The sequence below is a fragment of the Pseudarthrobacter sp. ATCC 49987 genome (assembly GCF_009928425.1).
Lineage (GTDB): Bacteria > Actinomycetota > Actinomycetes > Actinomycetales > Micrococcaceae > Arthrobacter.
In genome coordinates, this window is the sequence record NZ_JAABNS010000001.1 from 3,335,373 (window position 1) to 3,352,086 (window position 16,714).

The window sequence follows — 16,714 nt, forward strand, 5'->3', positions numbered from 1 at the left end:
TGCAAGTGCCACAATTCCCACCCCCTCTCCAGCGTCCGGGCCGCGCTAAACGGTTGCGGCTAAGTAGCTGGTGCCAGTGCCCTCATTTTACGCCCGCCGGGGGGAAAAGGCATGGGCGCGGCCGCCCGGAAATTGGCCCGGAACGTGCCGGGGTCTTCGTCCGAACCGCGGCCCGGGGACGGCTTAACGCAGTGATTTGTCCTCGGGGTTGCGGGGCACCACGTAGGTGCTGCCGTCCGGGCGGTGGAGGGTCTCCCACTGCTGGGTTTCGGCTTCGCGCTGGGCCAGCAGCTGCCGGTTCTGCTCGGTCATCTCGTGCCCGAGGGCGCTGCGGTTGGCGGGGCCAAAAATCATCCGGAGTCTGCCCGTTGCGCGCATGAACCTCTGCGAGCCGTTTTCGGCGTTTTTCTTGGCCATCACAATTCACTCCTAAGAACGAGACGATACCCTCAGTGTACGCTAATGATTAGCACACTAACTATCTAGGGGAGGACCCACGTGGCGGATGCGGCCGAAGGAACCCGGGACGACCTCCTGCTTGAACACCAGCTGTGCTTCGCGCTCACGGTCGCGTCCCGCAGTGTCGTCGGCGCGTACAAACCCGTACTGGACAAGCTCGGCCTGACCCACCCCCAGTATCTTGTGATGCTCTGCCTCTGGGCGTCCAGCCCCCGCTCTCTGCGCGACATCAGCGGGGCCCTCGCCCAGGAACCGGCAACCATCTCGCCCCTGCTGCGCCGCCTGGAGTCGGCCGGGTTCATCACTCGCCAGCGTGTGCCGGGCGACGAACGGACCCTTGCCGTGGACCTGACGCCGCTGGGCGCCGCGCTCAGGCAGGAGGCCACTGCCGTGCCGGGGACCATGATGGAGCGGCTGGGCCTGACCCGGGAGCACGTCACCACACTGCATGCCTCCATGATGGACCTGATTGCTGCCACGAAGGGCCCCTCCGGCGGCCCGCCCCGGCGGTAGACTGGGCAAAACACAGGAGGACTGCTGATGCGCAAGCAACTGAGCCACGCGGCGCTCGTTCTGATGGCGGTGGCCGGCCTGGCCGCCTGTTCGCCAGGGACCACGCCGTCGCCGTCAACCACGGCCACCGGTCCGACGGGCGGGACAACGTCCTCCCCGACGGGCACCCCCTCGCCGGATACCGAAACAAAGACCCCGGCCCCCTCGCCGTCTGCCGCGCCGGTCACCTCAGGTCCAGGCCAGGGCAACGCCGAACTCGCCATCATGGTCAAGCCGTCCGCGACCGGCACACCGTCGAACTTCACGCTGGTCTGCGTGGACGGCGTCCCGGCCGCCGAGAGCCAGCATCCCGACGCCGCCGCGGCCTGCACCGCGCTGAAGGGCAACGCGGCGATCCTCAGCCCCGCACCCCGGCCGAAGGACCAGGCCTGCACCATGCAGTACGGCGGCCCGCAGGAAGCCACGGTCACGGGAGTGGTGGACGGCCGGCCGGTCGAAACGAATTTCACCCTGCGCGACGGCTGCGAGATCGCCCTTTGGAATGCCGCCAAAGATGTCCTTGGCTCCACCGGTGGAGTCTAAGCTGCACGCACTCCCGCAGGATGATTGGCTGTCCCGCCAGGCCGGCCATCAGGCGCGCGTCCGGAAATACGCGGATCCGTACCTGGCCCGGCGGTCCGCGGGCAGGAAGCACCCCGTCGAGGACTTCCTCTTCACCTACTACACCCAAAAGCCCGGGCAGCTGCTGCGCTGGCACCCGGGCGCCGGCGTCGTGCTCTCCGGTCCCGCCGCGGCTGAGCGTGCCGACTGGAAGTACTACCGCACGCCCGGCGACGGCGAACTCGCCGCCGCCGGGCTTGCGGCGGGTACACCGGCCGTTACGGTCGACGTCGAGGCATTCGTCCGGGACCGGCGGGACGCCCTGCAGTTCGCCGGGATCATCCTGGCCGGGACGGCGGCACGGCCGGCCCAGTTCGGCTGCTTCGGGCTGCACGAATGGGCCATGGTCTACCGGCAGGACAAATTCGAACTCCGGCACGAGTACCTCCGGCTGCGCCTCGGCCCGGAACGGACCGACGCGGTGGTGGAGGAGAACCGGATCCGCTGCTCGCACTTCGACGCCTTCCGCTTTTACACTCCGGATGCGGTGCCGCTGAACAGTCTCATCCCGAGCCGGGAGAACCAGCGGACCATGGAACAGCCCGGGTGCCTGCACGCCAACATGGACCTGTACAAGTGGGCCTATAAACTTTCCCCGCTGCTGCCCAGCGAGCTGGTGATGGACTGTTTCGAGCTCTCCTGGCGGATCAGGGCCATGGACATGCGGGCGTCCCCGTATGACTTGAAAGAGTGGGGCTATCCCGCCATCCTGATCGAAACGGCCGAGGGCAAAGCCGCGTACGTTGAATACCAGCGGGCTTTTTCGGCCGAGTCGCAGAAGCTGCGGCATCGGCTGCTGCTGGAGCTCACTCCCCTGCTTCAGTCGATGGGTTCAGGCCCTGCCCCAGAACCCACGGAAGGACAGCAATGACCGCCACGCACGAACGTCACAGCCACCACGAGATCGATCTCACCGTCCGCCTGACAGAGGCCCCGGGCGCCCCGGAATATGTATTCCGGCTGGCGGCAAGCGGCGGCGCACCCGCCGAGGGGTGCACCCTGCCGGATTCCGCGGCCGCCCTCGCGGCGGTCACCCAGCACGGGGAAGACATCTTCTTCCCCAAGCCTGGGCCGCCGAAGATGTGCACCCAGCAGTACGGCGGTCCCCAGATCGCCGAAGTGACCGGCTGGTTCCTGGGCCGGGAAGTCCGCAGCACGTTCCGCCGCACCGATGGCTGCGAGATCGCCCGCTGGCGTGCCATGGCGCCGCTGCTCGGCGGAAATGCGGGTTCGACCGGGGCCAGCTGACTCGTGCGGGTGCGGAACCCGCTCGCACAACAGGACACGGGCAAAAGACAAAGGCAATGGCCGGCGGTGGGAACCGCCGGCCATTGCCTTTGTCCTGTCAGGGATTGGAACTGCGCCTAGATGGCGTAGTTGGGAGCGGCAAGTTCCTCGTTCTGGATCTTGCCCTTCTCCTTCTTCACCTTCTTGCCCTTGTCCTTCTTGTCTTTCTTGTCCTTGCCATCGTGGCTGCCGCCATCGCCGCTGTCACCGGGACCGTCGTTGCTGTCCTGATCCTCGGAGGTCGGCGGGACCACGACAGTACCGGCGGAGGTCACCAGCACGCTAACAAACGTCGGGTCACTTGCGCCGGCAAACGTCACACGTCCGATGTAGGAACCCGCCGCCAGGTTTTTCCAGTTCATCGTCACGACGCCGGACGTACCATTGCCGAGCCGCAGCGGGTTCGGCGTCAGGCTGGCGTTGCCCACATTCGGAACGAGTACCGATGCATCCACGCTGGCCTTGGTGGCCCGTCCGCCGGGGCTGGCGTAGAGGTTCGCGTAGATCGTGTAGGTTCCAGCCGTCGGGCTGGGAATTGATACTGACTCGCTCGCCGATGAAGTTGCCACGGTAAGGGGCCCATCGGGCGTCATCACATACATGTCGAAGTCAGCGTTTTCGTCCGAGGACAGGACCGAGAACTTGGCCAGCGGGCTCCCCGCCGGCACCACCACGTCCTTGACGAAGTTCGAGGCGTCCGTGGCACCGGAGAATTCGCCGGGAACGAGCTCAATGGCGGAGGAGTCCGCCTTGGACAATCCGTCCAGGGTCAGGTTGACCGGATTGTTGGTTCCGGAGACGACCTTGATCGCGCCGGAGCCTGTGCCACCCTCGGAGGTGAAGGCAACATCCTTGGATGCGATGACCGACTGCGGGCGGACCGCGATCGGTGACATGACATTCTTGTTGGCCCCCTGCCAGGTCAGCGAACCCATCGCAAACTTTCCCAGGGCTGCATTCTGGTTTTCGAAGGACACCTTGAAGGTCTTCTTCTCGCCGGCAGCGCCGAAGGTCAGAATGGACGGCGTCACGGTGACTTTGACTCCGGGCACCTCAGCCTTGACCCGGTAGGTTCCCGGGGTGAGCGCGGTCAGGGTACGGGTGACCTCGATTTTTCCGGCCAGGTTTCCCAGCGAGAAGGACGGGACGTTCATGTCGCGGGCCTTGGTGGTGCCCAATCCCGGCATGCCGAGGTCGGTCCCGGTGCCCTGGATGAACTTCAGGTAGTCCTCCCCAGTGGCATCGTAGACCAGGCCCGGGTCCAGCACACGGGCCGGGTCAACCTGGCCGGCGCCGGTGGCGAGGACATCCGTGTTCTTGCTGCCGTCGGCGTTCTTGACGTCACCAGCGGTGGTCATCATGGCGGATTTGACCGTCGCCGGGGACCACTTCGGGTTCTTGCCGAGGACCAGGGCGCCAAAGCCGGCCACGTGCGGGGCGGCCATGGATGTACCGGACATAAAGCCGAAGTTGTCCCCGCCCGTACCGATCGGCGAAACACCGGCCAGGACTGCGACGCCGGGAGCAGTGACGTCGGGCTTCAACAGATCGGACCCGGTTGCCAGCAGCGGGCCGCGGGAGGAGAAGCCCGCGGTCTGCGGCTGGGCCTCAAGGGCCAGCCCGGTGGTGTCCTTATTGACCAGCGAAACGGTGATCGCCGGGTTGGCCGTGACCTTGGCCTTGATGGCTTCAGTGGCCGGCGGGTTCACGTGGATCGTCGGGACGGAGTGCTTGTCCGTGTCCAGCGAGGAGTTGCTGAGGTTCACCAGGATCATGCCAACGCCGCCGCCACGCTTGACTTCGGCGCTCTTGGCGACGCGGTCGAAAAAGCCGCGGTCACAGACCACGACTTTGCCGGCGACCTTGGCGGGGTCCAGTGTGTTCGGACCACAGAGGGCCGCGTTGGCGTCTCCGGCCGTGATGGCCGCCTTGGCGGCCAGGACGACGCCGGCACCCGTGACCTCGCGGTTCATGATGCTGGCGCCGCGGAACTTGCTGCCGTCGGAGAACTCGACGGTGCCCTGGAGCTCCTGGGAGAAGCTGCTGGCCGCGACCGTGGTGACCCACGGCGCGCCGTGGTTGACGGTGCTGGCCGTGGGTCCGGAGTTACCGGCTGAGGCCGCGACAAAGATTCCGGCGGAGGCTGCCGACAGGAACGCCATGGACACCGGGTCCGTGGTGGTGGTGGTCGAACCGGAGATCGAGTAGTTCAGGACGTCGACGCCGTCGTAGATGGCCTGATCGACCGCGGCAACCGACGATGAGCTGTAGCAGCCGCCGGAATTCGGGTCGGTATCCTCCCAGCAGACCTTGTAGACGGAGAGCTTGGCCGCAGGCGCAATTCCGCTCGTCAGACCGAAGCTGCGGCCGTCAACGAAAGTCTCCACATTGGCATTGCCGGCAGCGGTGCTGGCCGTATGAGTACCGTGGCTGGCAACGTCGACCGGGGAGATCTTCTCGATGGGGGACCGATTGCCGGCCGGAACGTACTTCAGGAAGTCATCGGCGAAGTAGTGCGCGGCGAGGACCTTGGAATTGCAGGCAGAGCCGTCGAAGTCCTGCCCCGTCTGGCATTCACCGGTGAAGGTGTCGCCGTCGGACTTGAGCATCGCAATCTTGCCGTCGCCGGTGCGGTAGGGCACGCCGACAACCGGATCACCGGCCAGCGGCTTGACCGGCTCGCCGGCGAAGAATGGGCTGGAAGGGGTGTAGCCGGTGTCGATGACCCCGACGACGACGCCCTTGCCTGCGGCATCCTGGCCGCCGAACTTCGTGTTCCAGGTGCCGTTGGGGCCGCTGAGCTTCAGGAAGTCCGTGCTGGAGTAGTCGGGCGCGTTTTCGGTGTCAGGGGCAACTATCAGCACGCCTGGGTCCTTGGCCAGCTTGATAGCCTGATCCGCTGTCAGATTCGCGCTGAAGCCGTTGATGGCCGCCGTGAACTGCCGCTTGATCTGAACGTTCTGCTGGCCCGCAACCTTGGCCTGCTTCGTTTCGAGGTGCGACTCGTACTGCTTGACTTCGGCCTTCCTCGTGTCGAGCTTCTTGCCCGATTCCGGCTTGGTTGCCGCCAGTCCTGGCGTCCCGCCATCGTACGTGGCTGCGGGCTTCTCGGTCAGGACGACGATGTAGCGGCCGTCCTTGAAGCTGTTCGGATCCAGATTCTTCTGTGCCACTCCCGCAACGGTGGCGCCCTGCGCCGGCGCCGCGGTGGCGGGCTGGATCGCGACTGTTGACAAGAGAACCGGCAAGCCCAGGGTCAGTGCCACGGCCCTCCGGAGTCCCCCGCTTCGAAGGAAGCTCTTTCCTGGTGATTTCACGTGTGGTTGAACCTTTCATAAGGAACGGCCCCGGCGCAGCTGCCGGGCCAAAGGACTGGCCGGACAGAAAGAGCTGAGACTCTCACGGCCCCGACGGATACCTGCCGATTCATACAGTACAGACTGAGAGCCAGTTATGACATAGCACACAATGAAGAAATCAAAATTTGTCACACGCTTCGACAACAGTCCCAGGGCTGGCAGGGCAGGAGGCCGCGACGGCCGTGCAGTGCCACCCCACACGTGGAGGGCGGCCCGCTCCGGGGCCGGCTGCCGGAGGGAGTACTTGGAGGCCCGCCGCCGGCAGTCGTCCTGGTGCGTGCTATTGGCGCGGCGTCCTGACAACTTCGCTGATCCAGGCCCGGGTCTTCTCATCGAGCGGGCCGGCCACGTTGCTCTCCCGGGCTTTGCGGTCCGCTCTGATCTTCTGCAGGACCATCCGGCCCAGCCCCGCGAAAACCGCAGCAGCAACGACAGGCAGGACCACGGATTTCGGTTTCTCAGACATGCGCACATCCTACTGACGGCGCACCGGAGTGGCCATAGCGCGGCTAAGGCCACCCCGGGCCGCACCGCCTGTCAACGGGGGGCTGCGTGGCGCGGTTGGACGGCGGCCGGCCGAGCGCCGTTCACACACCCGGCCCGAATGCGGCCGGACGCTCCGCGGCCGGTAGAATGGGCATGCAAGCTCGCGGAGCGCCCTTTCACGCTGTATTTCTGAGAACTGTCCCCACCACACAGCGGTTCGGCGTGAGACGGCACCACTCCGCTGCGCCCTTACCCAATGCTCACGCACAGGAGTTGCCGGATGCCCCGGATCGTTGTCGACGTCATGCCCAAGCCCGAGATTCTCGACCCGCAGGGGAAGGCCATCGTGGGTGCACTCCCCCGTTTGGGCTTCACCGCCTTTAGCTCTGTCCGCCAGGGCAAGCGATTTGAACTCACGGTCGACGGCGAGGTGACCGAGGAGATCCTGGCCCAGGCCCGGAACGCCGCCGAGACCCTGCTGTCCAACCCGGTCATCGAGGACGTCGTCAACGTCGAGGTCGTCGAGGCCTGAGATGACTGAACTCCCCTTGATCGGCGAAGCCGCCGACGTTCCCGGTACAGGCACCCTCGCCGGTGCGAAGATCGGCGTCGTCACGTTCCCCGGGACCCTGGACGACCGCGACGCCGTCCGCGCGGTCCGCCTGGCCGGCGCCACCCCGGTAGCGCTCTGGCACGCCGACACCACCCTGGGTGACGTCGACGCCGTCGTTGTCCCCGGCGGATTCTCCTACGGCGATTACCTCCGCGCCGGCGCTATCGCCCGTTTCGCGCCGCTGATGGCCAAGATCATCGACGCCGCCAACTCGGAGGCTAAACTGCCGGTCCTGGGCATCTGCAACGGCTTCCAGATCCTCACCGAATCGCATCTGCTGCCGGGCTCGATGATCAAGAACGACCACCTGAAGTTCATGTGCCGGGACCAGGTCCTGCGGGTGGAGAGCAACACCACCGCCTGGACCCGGGACTACGCCGTCGGCCAGGAAATCACGGTGCCGCTGAAGAACCAGGACGGGCAGTACATCGCGGATGAGAAGACCCTCGACGCCCTGGAGGCGGAGGGCCGCGTGGTGTTCCGCTATGTCGGCTGGAACCCGAACGGCTCCCGCCGTGACATCGCCGGCATCTCCAACGCCGCCGGCAACGTGGTGGGCCTCATGCCGCACCCGGAACACGCCGTGGAGACGGGCTTCGGCCCCGAAAACGGCTCCGGCACCGAGGGCCTGGGCTTCTTCACCTCAGTACTGAACAAGATCGTGGGAGACAACAAATGACGGAGACGTCGCCAGGCCGGACGGTCGGCACCGCCACCGAGGCCAAGAAGTTCAACATCGACACCGTCGCGAACGCTGCCAAGACCCCGGACGTCGAGCTCCCCTGGGCCGAGCTGGGCCTGAAGCAGAACGAGTTCGACGAGGTGGTCAAGGTCCTGGGCCGACGCCCGACCGGCGCCGAGCTCGCCATGTACTCCGTGATGTGGAGCGAGCACTGCTCGTACAAGTCCTCGAAGAACCACCTGCGCCAGTTCGGCGACAAGGTGACCGACGAGATGAAGAAGGACATGCTCGTGGGCATCGGCGAAAACGCCGGCGTCACCAACCTGGGCGACGGCTGGGCCGTGACGTTCAAGATCGAGTCCCACAACTCGCCGTCGTTCGTGGAGCCCTACCAGGGTGCCGCGACCGGCATCGGCGGGATTGTCCGCGACATCATCTCCATGGGCGCCCGCCCGGTCGCCGTGATGGATCCGCTGCGCTTCGGCGCCATTGACCACCCGGACACGGCCCGCGTCATGCACGGCGCCGTCGCCGGCATCGGCGGCTACGGCAACTCCCTGGGCCTGCCGAACATCGGCGGCGAGATGGTCTTCGACTCCGTCTACCAGGGCAACCCGCTGGTCAACGCCCTCGCGGTCGGGGTCATGCGGCATGAGGACATCCGCCTCGCCAACGCCTCCGGCAAGGGCAACAAGGTGGTGCTGTTCGGTGCCCGTACCGGCGGCGACGGGATCGGCGGCGCCTCCGTGCTGGCCTCCGAGTCCTTCGACGACACCAAGCCGTCCAAGCGCCCCGCCGTCCAGGTGGGCGACCCCTTCGCCGAGAAGGTCCTGATCGAATGCTGCCTCGAGCTGTTCAAGGGCTCCCTGGTTGAGGGGATCCAGGACCTCGGCGCCGCCGGCATTTCCTGCGCCACGTCCGAGCTCGCTTCCAACGGCGACGGCGGCATGGAAGTCGAGCTGACGTCCGTCCTGCTCCGCGACCCCACCCTGACCCCGGGCGAAATCCTCATGTCCGAGTCGCAGGAACGCATGATGGCCGTGGTCACCCCGGAAAACATCGCCGCGTTCGAGGCGGTCATGGACAAGTGGGCCGTGGAGTACTCCTGGCTGGGCGAGGTCACCGACACCGGCCGCCTCATCATCACGTGGGAAGGCGAGGTCATCGTCGACGTCGACCCGCGCACCGTCGCCCACGACGGTCCGGTCTACGACCGCCCGTACGCCCGCCCCGAGTGGCAGGACGCCGTGCAGGCCGATGCCTTCACCGGCTCCGTGCAGGATGCCGGCCGCCCGGCCGCCCCGGCGGAACTCGCCGCAGCCATCACCGAGCTCGTTGCCTCACCCAACATGTGCAGCAAGTCGTGGATCACCAACCAGTACGACCGCTACGTCGGCGGCAACACGGCCCTGGCGTTCCCTGACGACGCCGGCGTGGTCAGGGTGGACGAGGAAACCGGCCTGGGCGTGGCCCTGGCCACCGACGCCAACGGCCGCTACACCTACCTCGATCCGTACCACGGCGCACAGCTGGCGCTGGCCGAGGCCTACCGCAACGTCGCCACCTCCGGCGCCGTGCCGATGGCCGTCAGCGACTGCCTGAACTTCGGCTCCCCCGAGGACCCCGACGTGATGTGGCAGCTGGCCGAAGCCATCCGCGGCCTGTCCGACGCCTGCATGGTGCTGGGCATCCCGGTCACCGGCGGCAACGTCTCGCTGTACAACCAGACCGGGACCGTGCCCATCCACCCCTCCCCCGTTGTGGCCGTGCTCGGCAAGTTCGACGACGTTGCGCGCCGCACGCCGTCGGGCTGGAAGGAAGACGGCCAGGCCATCTACCTGCTCGGCACGACGGCGGCGGAACTGGACGGTTCGGAGTGGTCCAACATGCGCGGCCACCTCGGCGGCCTGCCGCCCAAAGTTGACCTCGCGGCAGAACGCGCCCTGGGTGAAATCCTGATCAACGCCTCCCGCGACGGGATGGTGGACTCCGCGCACGACCTCTCCGAAGGCGGCCTCGCGGCGGCCCTGGTCGAGTCCTCGCTGCGCTACGGCGTCGGTGCCCGGATCGCGCTTCAGGACGTCCTGGACCGCGACGGCGTGGACCTGTTCACGGCCCTGTTCTCCGAGACCCAGGGCCGCGCCATTGTGGCGGTGCCCCGCTCCGAGGAGATCCGGTTCAAGGACATGTGCACCGCCCGCGGCTTTGCGCACGTCCGGATCGGCGTCGTCGACGCCGAGGGCGGCACGCTGGAGATCAACGGCGTCGACACCATGAACCTTGAGGCGCTCCGCGAAGCCCACGAGGCGACCCTGCCGAAGTACTTCGGCTAGTCCCCACCGCCACCCTAGCCTCGCAAGCTCGGCCAGGGAACCCGGGCGGCGTGGGCCCACCCACCCACCCCGGCCCGCTCCATCGGCTGCTCCGTAACCGCCCTTTTGAACCCTCAAAACGGCAGTTACGGAGCAGCCGTTTTGGTTCACCGGCCCGGACGCCAGCCGGCCTGGACCAGGGCGGCCCGGACCTTGGCTACAGCTGCCTTGGCGTCATTGTGCATGTGCCGCTTGGAGATCCGGACCTCGGTCCAGCCGAGGGCCGTGTACCGCTCCGAACGGGCAATATCGCGGACGATCTGCTCTTCGTCTCCATGGTGCTCGCCCTCGTATTCGATGCCGATCCTGTATTTCCGGTAGGACAAGTCGGGTTCGTGGTGACGCGTTCCGCCGTCGTCGATGATCGGTACGTTCAGTTCTGGTTCCGGCAGTCCGGCCCGGACAATGGCAAGCCTCAGCAAGGACTCCTGCGGCGAATCTGAACCCACCCGAATGAGTTTGATGGCCTCCCTGGCCTTGCGGACCCCGCGCTTTCCCTTGTGGCGGTCGATCATCCGCTGCAAATCAGCGAGGCTGCACAACGGCATGTCCCTGCCCTCGAGCTCAAGCCGGGGCACCCGGACACAGCTGTCTCCGGCCACTACGAGCTCGTCCACGGTCAGCATTTCGGCCAGATCCAGCCAGGTCCGCTCCGGCGTGGTGATGGGAATCCCGTCCAGGAGCGTAATTTCGTCGTCGTAGAGCCTCATCCGATGAACGATGACATGTGGCCGGTTGAGATGGGCTGCACCCTTGGGCCTGATCACGTGGTACATCTGCGGTCCCTCCTTCTGCCGCCGCGCCGGAAGCGAACCAAGCTCCGCCGCGGTGAGGTGCGACGCGGCGCATCGCTCGTTGACCTCAATGAAAGGCCGCACTCTCACGCTCAAAGGAAGCTCCGGCGTCGGGTCCAGGGAACGAATCCCCCTTCCCAGCGCCGCGAGGGAACGGTGGCGGAGCCGCTTGCGCGACACCCCGGCCTCCGCGGCTTCGACAACGGTGAAGGGGCGTCTCCGGAAATCGTCCGGCAGCGGGCGCGCGGTTTTCATGGCTTCATCAGACCAGAACCGCGCCGACGCCGCAGAAGTTATCCACACCTTCCATCCGTTGCTCCGTAAGTGCCGTTATGGCGCCTCAAAAGGGCGTTTACGGAGCAATCGATGGGGGTTAGTCGTCGCTGCGGAGTTCGCGCCGGCGGGCGCTGAGGAGTTCCAGTTCGGTGCGGGCGGCCATGAAGCGGTCGACGGCGGCAAGCACCTCGATCACGTGCGCCCGGTCCGCCGCGACCAGCCCGACGCCGATGACGGCACGCCGGTACTGGTCCTGGAGTCCGGCCTCGGTCACGGAGACGTCGAAGCGGCGCTTGAGCTCGGCCAGCACGGGGCGCACGATGGAGCGCTTCTCCTTGAGAGTGTGAACGTCGCCGAGGAGGACATCGAATTCAATCCAGCCAATCCACATGCCTGAATTTTCGCATCGATTGCTCCCCACCGGCCCCCTCGCCTCGCAAGCTCGGCCAGGGAACCCTGCCGGCGTGGGCCCACGGCCGTTTTGAGGGCTCAAAAAAGGCCGTTACGGAGCAATCGATGGGGTCAGATCGTGAGCTCGCCCATCCGGTCCCAGCCTTCGCCGTCGAGCTGGCGGCTGATGATCCGGGGCGTCTCCCGCAGGGCCTGCGGCATGTCCGCCATGGCCTGCTTGAAGTGGGCGCTGTTGACGTGGTCCCCGGCGGCGTCGTCCTTGAAGGCCTCGACCAGGACGAATTCGTCGGGGTCCTCGACGCTGCGGGACCAGTCAAACCACAGATTGCCGGGTTCCTGGCGGGTGGCCCGGGTGAAGTCCTCCACCAGGCCGAGCCAGCGGTCCGACCAGTCGGGCTTGACCTTGAATTTGACGACGATAAAGATCATGGAAGTGCCTTTCGGGATGGTGGGACGGTGTTCCAATTCTTGCAGGAAGCTCAGCAGGCCTGAATCGCTTCCCGGGCCAGTTCCTGCTGCCGGGGGGTGCCGATGCGTTCCGCCCACTGCGCGGCGAGCTGGAATTCCACCATCGCCTCGGTGTAGCGGCCGGCGTCGTGCAGCGTCCAGCCCAGGTTGTTGTGCAGGGCCACGAGCCATTGCCTGGTCCGCGCGTCATGCACGGTGGAGGCGTATTCAAGCGCACTGCGGGTCCAGGTTTCGGCGTGGGCCGAGTCGGCAATGGCGAGCATGTGAAGCGCATCCACGGCCAGGAATTGCTCGCCGAGGTGGTCCGCGAGTTCGGCGGCCTGTTCGAAAAGCGGCACGGCCATCTCCGGGTGGCCGCTGGAGTTCAGCACCCGGCCGCGTTCCAGCAGCACCCGGACGGCCACCGTGGGCTCGTCGCCGTCGACGGCGTCCATCAGCGCGTCGGCTTCCTCGAACCGGCCCTGCAAGCCGATGGCACGGCCCAGCTGCGTGGTGAGCTCCGCGCGTTCGTCGGCGTCGTAGGCGGGATCGGACGCTGCCGCGCGGAAGCGGGCCTCCGACAGGGCGGGGTGGTTGAAGTCCCATAGTTGGTCAAGGGTCTGTTGCTTCAGCATTCTGCCTGCTCTCAGTCCACTCCTGCGGCCAGTTCCTGTGCACTCCTAATGTAACGGGAAGTGATGTGCCTCCGCGCGCGCTTCGTCACGGCTCCGCCCGCCGCGTAGAGCCAGTTCGACGGCACGCCGAAGGCCGTGATGTGGATGAGGACCTGGCCGGCCGCCTCGATGGAAACCTCGAACGCTTCCTCGCCCCGGACGGGATGCCCGGGGAGGGTCCCGTAGCCGAACCCGGCGGACTGGGGGCCGTCTCCCGGCACCGGACGGCGGACCCAGACAACCTCGCACGGCGCGTTGATCCGGAACGGCCCGACGCCGAAACCGCTCACCACGCGCGCGCCCGGGACCACGACGTCGGATTCCGCGCGGACCCGCAATCCTGCCCGTTTCTGGAGCTGCCAGGTCAGCATGCCCTGGACCACACGCCGGTAGGTGGCCATGCCCTCGCCCACATAGGCGTGGGTGACCAGGCATTCGGCATCCGCGGGCGGCGGGCCATGCTCCGTGGACCCGATCCCGCCATAGTTCAGCTCTCCGGCCGCTATCCGCGCGTTCACCGCCGGCCGCCAGCCAGCCGCGCCCAGCCGAGCTGTTCCTGCTGGCGCCGGCTCAGCGAAGCCACCACGAGGTCGTAGGAATCCTCGACCATGTCGCGCACCATCGAATCGGGCAGGGAGCCGTCCAGGCGCACGCCATTCCAGTGCTTCTTGTTCAAGTGCCACGCTCCGCTGATCTCGGGGTGCGCCGCGCGCAACTGCTCCGCCAGGGCTGGCTCGCACTTCAGGCTTACCGAGAAGTCGGCCTGCTGCATAGCGGAGAGGGCGAACATTTTGGTTTCGTGGCGGCTGCCGCCGGACACCGCGGCCCGTACCTTGAAGACCGACGTCTCCGGGCCGAAAGGGAAGTCTTCGAAAGCGCCGGGAAACCCAAGGCAGATTCCCCGGAGCGCTGCTGCATCCATGGGTTCAGCCTACTTTCATCCACCGACATTCCCGGTCCTGCCCCTGGAGCGGCTCAGGCGACGCCGAGGAAGTCCTCGAGCAGCACGACCTCAAGGCCGGCGGCCAGCTGGGCAGCACGGAACGCGGCCAGATCGGCGGCGAACTCGGGCCGGAAGTGCATCAGCACGATGTCCCCCGGGCGCAAGGCGTTGCCATACTGGTATTCCATGTGACCGGCACTCGATTTGGCCTCCCACGTGACGATCGCCTTAATCCCCGCTGCCGCGGCTGCCTGCCGCATGGCAGTGGAGTAGGCGCCCCCTGGCGGACGGAACAGTGTGGGGCGGCGTCCGAAATGCTGTTGGGCATAGTCCTGCATGCCGGTGATTTCCGCGAGCTGCTGCTGATATCCCATTTGACTGACCATGTTGATGTTGTGACTCACCGTATGGTTCTCCACCAAGCTCCCTTGGGCGGCGAACTGCTTGAAGAAGCCCGGATCAGCCTGCATGAAGTTTCGGGCGAGGAAGATGGACGCCGGGTAGCCATAGTCGGTCATGAGGCCCACCATTTCCGGGGTCCGCGTGATCCCGTCGTCAATGGTCAGGAACACGACCGGGTGTTTCGTTTCGATCTTGGTGAGGACGGGCGCGAGGCCGTGCTGAACCGGCGGCAGCTTGAAATCGGGGATGAAGCCGTGCCGGATGCGCTTGCTTCCCGGGCGCCGCAGGGCCGCCGGGGCCGCCGGGGCTGCCGGACCGGCGTTTCCTAACCGTCCCGCGGTCAGTGCCGGGGGCAGCAGCGGACCGGGACGCGCGGCGGACGCGGTCTCTGCAGAGGCCGCCACCGTGGGTTGCGGAACGGAGCATGCCCCCAAGGCGGTCGCAAGGGTGGCGCCGAGAAGACCCAGCGCCGCCCGGCGCGCAGGCTGGGCCCGCAACGCGGTCTGGTGCTCTTCGCACATGGTTGGTCCTGGGCTCGAAGGAGGGATGACGGCAGAAGACTAGCAGAGCGAAATGTCCGGCTCCGGCAGCTGACCCACGCCCGTGATCTAGAGGCCGAAGCGCCTGGCGTCCTGGGCCGGGCAGGCGTTCATGATGACGTCGATCCCTGCGGCTTTCGCCCGCGCCGCCGCGTCCTCGTCGATGACGCCCAGCTGCATCCAGACAGCTTTCGCGCCGGCGGCAATCGCCTGGTCCACCACCGCCCCCACTTTCTGGGAATTCACAAAGCAGTCAACGACGTCGATCGGCTGCTTCTGGGCGGGGATGGCGGCAAGCGTGGCATAGCCGGTTTCCCCGTGCACGGGATCGGCGGGCAGGTTCACCGGGATGATCTCCATCCCGAGCCGGTCACGGATGAACAGGGACGTGTCATAGGCGGCCCGCCATTGGTTCGTCGACAATCCGACAATGGCCCACCGCCCCTTGGTGCGCATGAGCTTTTCGAGGACTGCCGGATCGTTGACGTGGGCCATGTGCACAGCCTAACCGCCCCGATCGGCTGGGCGGCAACGGCCACGCGCGCCGGCCGGGGCGTCCTGCCAGGCCGCCGGCAACGGCGGCCTGGCTGCCACTTTCGAACAAGTGACCAGCATCCGGCCCCCAGGCGGCGAAAGATCGAATATTACGCCGAAAAACAGCCCTATTTGGGAAAAAGCTCCACTTCCGTTTTAGTAGAAAGCGACCATCCCGAGCGGCCGAGAGACCTGGATCGATGAAGCCGCAGCAACCCTGGTCGCCGGAATTCCTCCCTGGACTCCGGCGATAGCAAGGCAAGAGCCGTGGGACCGGCCGGACTGACCACCCGGCTGACAGGCTCTTTCCGTAGGGTGCTACTGCCAGGACCGATGGAGTGCCCTATGACTGCTGTCCTGTCCTCCTCCGCGCCTGAGACGTCCCTGGACGCCGCAGCCGGAGCCACCACCCGCACCCCGGCCCTGCCGGTTGCTTTCCGCTCCCTGCGCCGCACCTTCGGCACCGGTGCCGAAGCGCACACTGTCCTGCGCGACATCGACTTCGAAATCCGCGCCGGGGAAGTCCTGGCCATCCTCGGCACGTCCGGGTGCGGCAAGTCCACGCTGCTCCGGGCCACCGCCGGACTCGACTCCCCCACCGCCGGAAGCGTTGACATTGACGGCACACCCGTCCAGGGCATTGACTCCCGCTGCGCCTTCGCCTTCCAGGAACCACGCCTCCTGCCGTGGCACACCCTGCAGGCCAACATCGCCATCGGCCTGCCCACCGGCATCAGCGCCAGGGACGGCAAGGCAAAGGTGGCCCGGCTGCTCGAACTCGTGGGGCTGACGAACTTCGCCAAGCACCGCCCCCGCGAAATTTCCGGCGGCATGGCCCAGCGGGCCTCCCTGGCCCGCGCCCTTGCCCGCAACCCCGGCGTCCTGCTCCTGGACGAACCGTTCGGCGCGCTCGACGCGCTCACGCGGATCAAGATGCAGGACCTCCTGCTGGACATCCACCGCGCCGAGCCCACCACCGTCCTGCTGGTGACCCACGACGTCGACGAGGCCCTCCAGCTTGCCGACCGGATCATCGTCCTGGGCAAGGAAGACAACGACGGTGCAGGATCAGCAGCGGAGGCGTCCGGCGCAACCATCGTGCGCACCGTCGCCGCGCCTGGCGACCGTCCCCGGGACCGCGGGTCCGTCGAACTGGCCCGAATGCGGGCCTCCCTCCTGGCGACCCTCGGCGTCGAGGGACACTAGCCGCAACGCCGCCCGGGTTCCTTGTAAGCGCCCGGGAACACCACCGCCGCTCCCGCG

Annotated in this window: 19 protein-coding genes; 8 read left to right on the forward strand and 11 right to left on the reverse strand. The window is 66.8% G+C overall.

All coding sequences use genetic code 11. The features are described from left to right. Nucleotides 1–183: 183 nt before the first annotated feature. Nucleotides 184–417 (reverse strand): hypothetical protein, encoded by a 234-nt coding sequence (locus GXK59_RS15395; protein WP_160668081.1) that lies wholly within the window; start codon nucleotides 415–417, stop codon nucleotides 184–186. 81 nt (nucleotides 418–498) lie between these two features. Between GXK59_RS15395 and GXK59_RS15400 the strand changes: the two genes are divergently transcribed. From GXK59_RS15400 to GXK59_RS15415, 4 genes are read left to right on the forward strand one after another with little or no spacing between them, the layout of a single operon-like run. After that, the gene (locus GXK59_RS15400) at nucleotides 499–972 is read left to right on the forward strand and encodes a MarR family winged helix-turn-helix transcriptional regulator (RefSeq protein WP_160668083.1); all 474 of its coding nucleotides are present in this window, start codon (nucleotides 499–501) and stop codon (nucleotides 970–972) included. Nucleotides 973–999: 27 nt separating this feature from the next. Then, on the forward strand, nucleotides 1,000–1,554 hold the full coding sequence (locus tag GXK59_RS15405) for an SSI family serine proteinase inhibitor (RefSeq protein WP_160668085.1): 555 nt from the start codon (nucleotides 1,000–1,002) through the stop codon (nucleotides 1,552–1,554). Beyond that, nucleotides 1,526–2,503, forward strand: coding sequence for a 3-methyladenine DNA glycosylase (locus GXK59_RS15410; protein WP_202129142.1), 978 nt, complete (start codon nucleotides 1,526–1,528; stop codon nucleotides 2,501–2,503). Before GXK59_RS15405 ends, GXK59_RS15410 begins: the two co-directional genes overlap by 29 nt. Next, entirely contained in the window at nucleotides 2,500–2,880 is a 381-nt protein-coding gene (locus GXK59_RS15415; protein WP_160668089.1) for a serine protease inhibitor, read from the forward strand. Before GXK59_RS15410 ends, GXK59_RS15415 begins: the two co-directional genes overlap by 4 nt. 116 nt (nucleotides 2,881–2,996) lie before the next feature. Here the strand turns inward: GXK59_RS15415 and GXK59_RS15420 are convergent, their stop codons facing one another. Both GXK59_RS15420 and GXK59_RS15425 read right to left on the reverse strand, forming a co-directional pair. After that, nucleotides 2,997–6,155, reverse strand: coding sequence for a S8 family peptidase (locus GXK59_RS15420; RefSeq protein ID WP_237393914.1), 3,159 nt, complete (start codon nucleotides 6,153–6,155; stop codon nucleotides 2,997–2,999). Nucleotides 6,156–6,558: 403 nt separating this feature from the next. Continuing rightward, nucleotides 6,559–6,744 (reverse strand): hypothetical protein, encoded by a 186-nt coding sequence (locus GXK59_RS15425; RefSeq protein ID WP_160668091.1) that lies wholly within the window; start codon nucleotides 6,742–6,744, stop codon nucleotides 6,559–6,561. 300 nt (nucleotides 6,745–7,044) lie between these two features. Here GXK59_RS15425 and purS point away from each other — a divergent pair, with 300 nt between their 5' ends. The 3 genes from purS to purL are packed head-to-tail and all read left to right on the forward strand — an operon-like array spanning nucleotide 7,045 to nucleotide 10,392. After that, nucleotides 7,045–7,296 carry a phosphoribosylformylglycinamidine synthase subunit PurS gene (gene purS / locus GXK59_RS15430; RefSeq protein ID WP_011690410.1) on the forward strand — a complete coding sequence of 84 codons (252 nt, stop codon included), beginning with the start codon at nucleotides 7,045–7,047 and terminating at the stop codon, nucleotides 7,294–7,296. Between the two features lies 1 nt (nucleotide 7,297). After that, the gene (purQ, locus tag GXK59_RS15435) at nucleotides 7,298–8,056 is read left to right on the forward strand and encodes a phosphoribosylformylglycinamidine synthase subunit PurQ (RefSeq protein ID WP_160668092.1); all 759 of its coding nucleotides are present in this window, start codon (nucleotides 7,298–7,300) and stop codon (nucleotides 8,054–8,056) included. Further along, complete coding sequence (purL, locus tag GXK59_RS15440; RefSeq protein ID WP_160668094.1) at nucleotides 8,053–10,392, forward strand: phosphoribosylformylglycinamidine synthase subunit PurL; 2,340 nt, start codon at nucleotides 8,053–8,055, stop codon at nucleotides 10,390–10,392. Before purQ ends, purL begins: the two co-directional genes overlap by 4 nt. A gap of 146 nt (nucleotides 10,393–10,538) precedes the next feature. Here the strand turns inward: purL and GXK59_RS15445 are convergent, their stop codons facing one another. The 8 genes from GXK59_RS15445 to GXK59_RS15480 all read right to left on the reverse strand — a co-directional run bounded on the left by GXK59_RS15445 (nucleotide 10,539) and on the right by GXK59_RS15480 (nucleotide 15,412). Continuing rightward, complete coding sequence (locus GXK59_RS15445) at nucleotides 10,539–11,480, reverse strand: hypothetical protein (protein ID WP_237393915.1); 942 nt, start codon at nucleotides 11,478–11,480, stop codon at nucleotides 10,539–10,541. 118 nt (nucleotides 11,481–11,598) lie between these two features. Further along, on the reverse strand, nucleotides 11,599–11,892 hold the full coding sequence (locus GXK59_RS15450; protein ID WP_160668096.1) for a DUF503 domain-containing protein: 294 nt from the start codon (nucleotides 11,890–11,892) through the stop codon (nucleotides 11,599–11,601). A gap of 131 nt (nucleotides 11,893–12,023) precedes the next feature. Further along, on the reverse strand, nucleotides 12,024–12,341 hold the full coding sequence (locus GXK59_RS15455; protein WP_160668098.1) for a putative quinol monooxygenase: 318 nt from the start codon (nucleotides 12,339–12,341) through the stop codon (nucleotides 12,024–12,026). Nucleotides 12,342–12,391: 50 nt separating this feature from the next. Then, a complete protein-coding gene (locus tag GXK59_RS15460; protein ID WP_160668100.1) occupies nucleotides 12,392–12,994 on the reverse strand; it encodes a tetratricopeptide repeat protein in 603 nt (200 codons plus the stop codon). Between the two features lie 11 nt (nucleotides 12,995–13,005). Beyond that, a complete protein-coding gene (locus GXK59_RS15465; protein WP_160668102.1) occupies nucleotides 13,006–13,551 on the reverse strand; it encodes a DUF1990 family protein in 546 nt (181 codons plus the stop codon). Further along, nucleotides 13,548–13,955, reverse strand: coding sequence for an MmcQ/YjbR family DNA-binding protein (locus GXK59_RS15470; protein ID WP_160668104.1), 408 nt, complete (start codon nucleotides 13,953–13,955; stop codon nucleotides 13,548–13,550). The genes GXK59_RS15465 and GXK59_RS15470 overlap by 4 nt, the downstream gene beginning before the upstream one ends. Before the next feature lie 53 nt (nucleotides 13,956–14,008). Then, on the reverse strand, nucleotides 14,009–14,899 hold the full coding sequence (locus GXK59_RS15475) for a polysaccharide deacetylase family protein (protein ID WP_202129143.1): 891 nt from the start codon (nucleotides 14,897–14,899) through the stop codon (nucleotides 14,009–14,011). Nucleotides 14,900–14,986: 87 nt separating this feature from the next. Beyond that, complete coding sequence (locus GXK59_RS15480) at nucleotides 14,987–15,412, reverse strand: CoA-binding protein (RefSeq protein ID WP_160668106.1); 426 nt, start codon at nucleotides 15,410–15,412, stop codon at nucleotides 14,987–14,989. A 384-nt stretch (nucleotides 15,413–15,796) separates the two neighbouring features. On the opposite strand from GXK59_RS15480, the gene GXK59_RS15485 reads away from it, so the two are divergent. Beyond that, complete coding sequence (locus GXK59_RS15485) at nucleotides 15,797–16,657, forward strand: ABC transporter ATP-binding protein (RefSeq protein WP_160668108.1); 861 nt, start codon at nucleotides 15,797–15,799, stop codon at nucleotides 16,655–16,657. Nucleotides 16,658–16,714 lie beyond the last annotated feature (57 nt).

Coding starts and splice junctions, on each gene's coding strand:
- GXK59_RS15395 (WP_160668081.1), bottom strand. CDS start 417: ATGGCCAAGAAAAACGCCGAAAACGGCTCGCAGAGGTTCATGCGCGCA.
- GXK59_RS15405 (WP_160668085.1), top strand. CDS start 1,000: ATGCGCAAGCAACTGAGCCACGCGGCGCTCGTTCTGATGGCGGTGGCC.
- GXK59_RS15410 (WP_202129142.1), top strand. CDS start 1,526: ATGTCCTTGGCTCCACCGGTGGAGTCTAAGCTGCACGCACTCCCGCAG.
- GXK59_RS15415 (WP_160668089.1), top strand. CDS start 2,500: ATGACCGCCACGCACGAACGTCACAGCCACCACGAGATCGATCTCACC.
- GXK59_RS15425 (WP_160668091.1), bottom strand. CDS start 6,744: ATGTCTGAGAAACCGAAATCCGTGGTCCTGCCTGTCGTTGCTGCTGCG.
- purS (WP_011690410.1), top strand. CDS start 7,045: ATGCCCCGGATCGTTGTCGACGTCATGCCCAAGCCCGAGATTCTCGAC.
- purQ (WP_160668092.1), top strand. CDS start 7,298: ATGACTGAACTCCCCTTGATCGGCGAAGCCGCCGACGTTCCCGGTACA.
- purL (WP_160668094.1), top strand. CDS start 8,053: ATGACGGAGACGTCGCCAGGCCGGACGGTCGGCACCGCCACCGAGGCC.
- GXK59_RS15445 (WP_237393915.1), bottom strand. CDS start 11,480: ATGAAAACCGCGCGCCCGCTGCCGGACGATTTCCGGAGACGCCCCTTC.
- GXK59_RS15450 (WP_160668096.1), bottom strand. CDS start 11,892: ATGTGGATTGGCTGGATTGAATTCGATGTCCTCCTCGGCGACGTTCAC.
- GXK59_RS15455 (WP_160668098.1), bottom strand. CDS start 12,341: ATGATCTTTATCGTCGTCAAATTCAAGGTCAAGCCCGACTGGTCGGAC.
- GXK59_RS15460 (WP_160668100.1), bottom strand. CDS start 12,994: ATGCTGAAGCAACAGACCCTTGACCAACTATGGGACTTCAACCACCCC.
- GXK59_RS15470 (WP_160668104.1), bottom strand. CDS start 13,955: ATGGATGCAGCAGCGCTCCGGGGAATCTGCCTTGGGTTTCCCGGCGCT.
- GXK59_RS15475 (WP_202129143.1), bottom strand. CDS start 14,899: ATGTGCGAAGAGCACCAGACCGCGTTGCGGGCCCAGCCTGCGCGCCGG.
- GXK59_RS15480 (WP_160668106.1), bottom strand. CDS start 15,412: ATGGCCCACGTCAACGATCCGGCAGTCCTCGAAAAGCTCATGCGCACC.
- GXK59_RS15485 (WP_160668108.1), top strand. CDS start 15,797: ATGACTGCTGTCCTGTCCTCCTCCGCGCCTGAGACGTCCCTGGACGCC.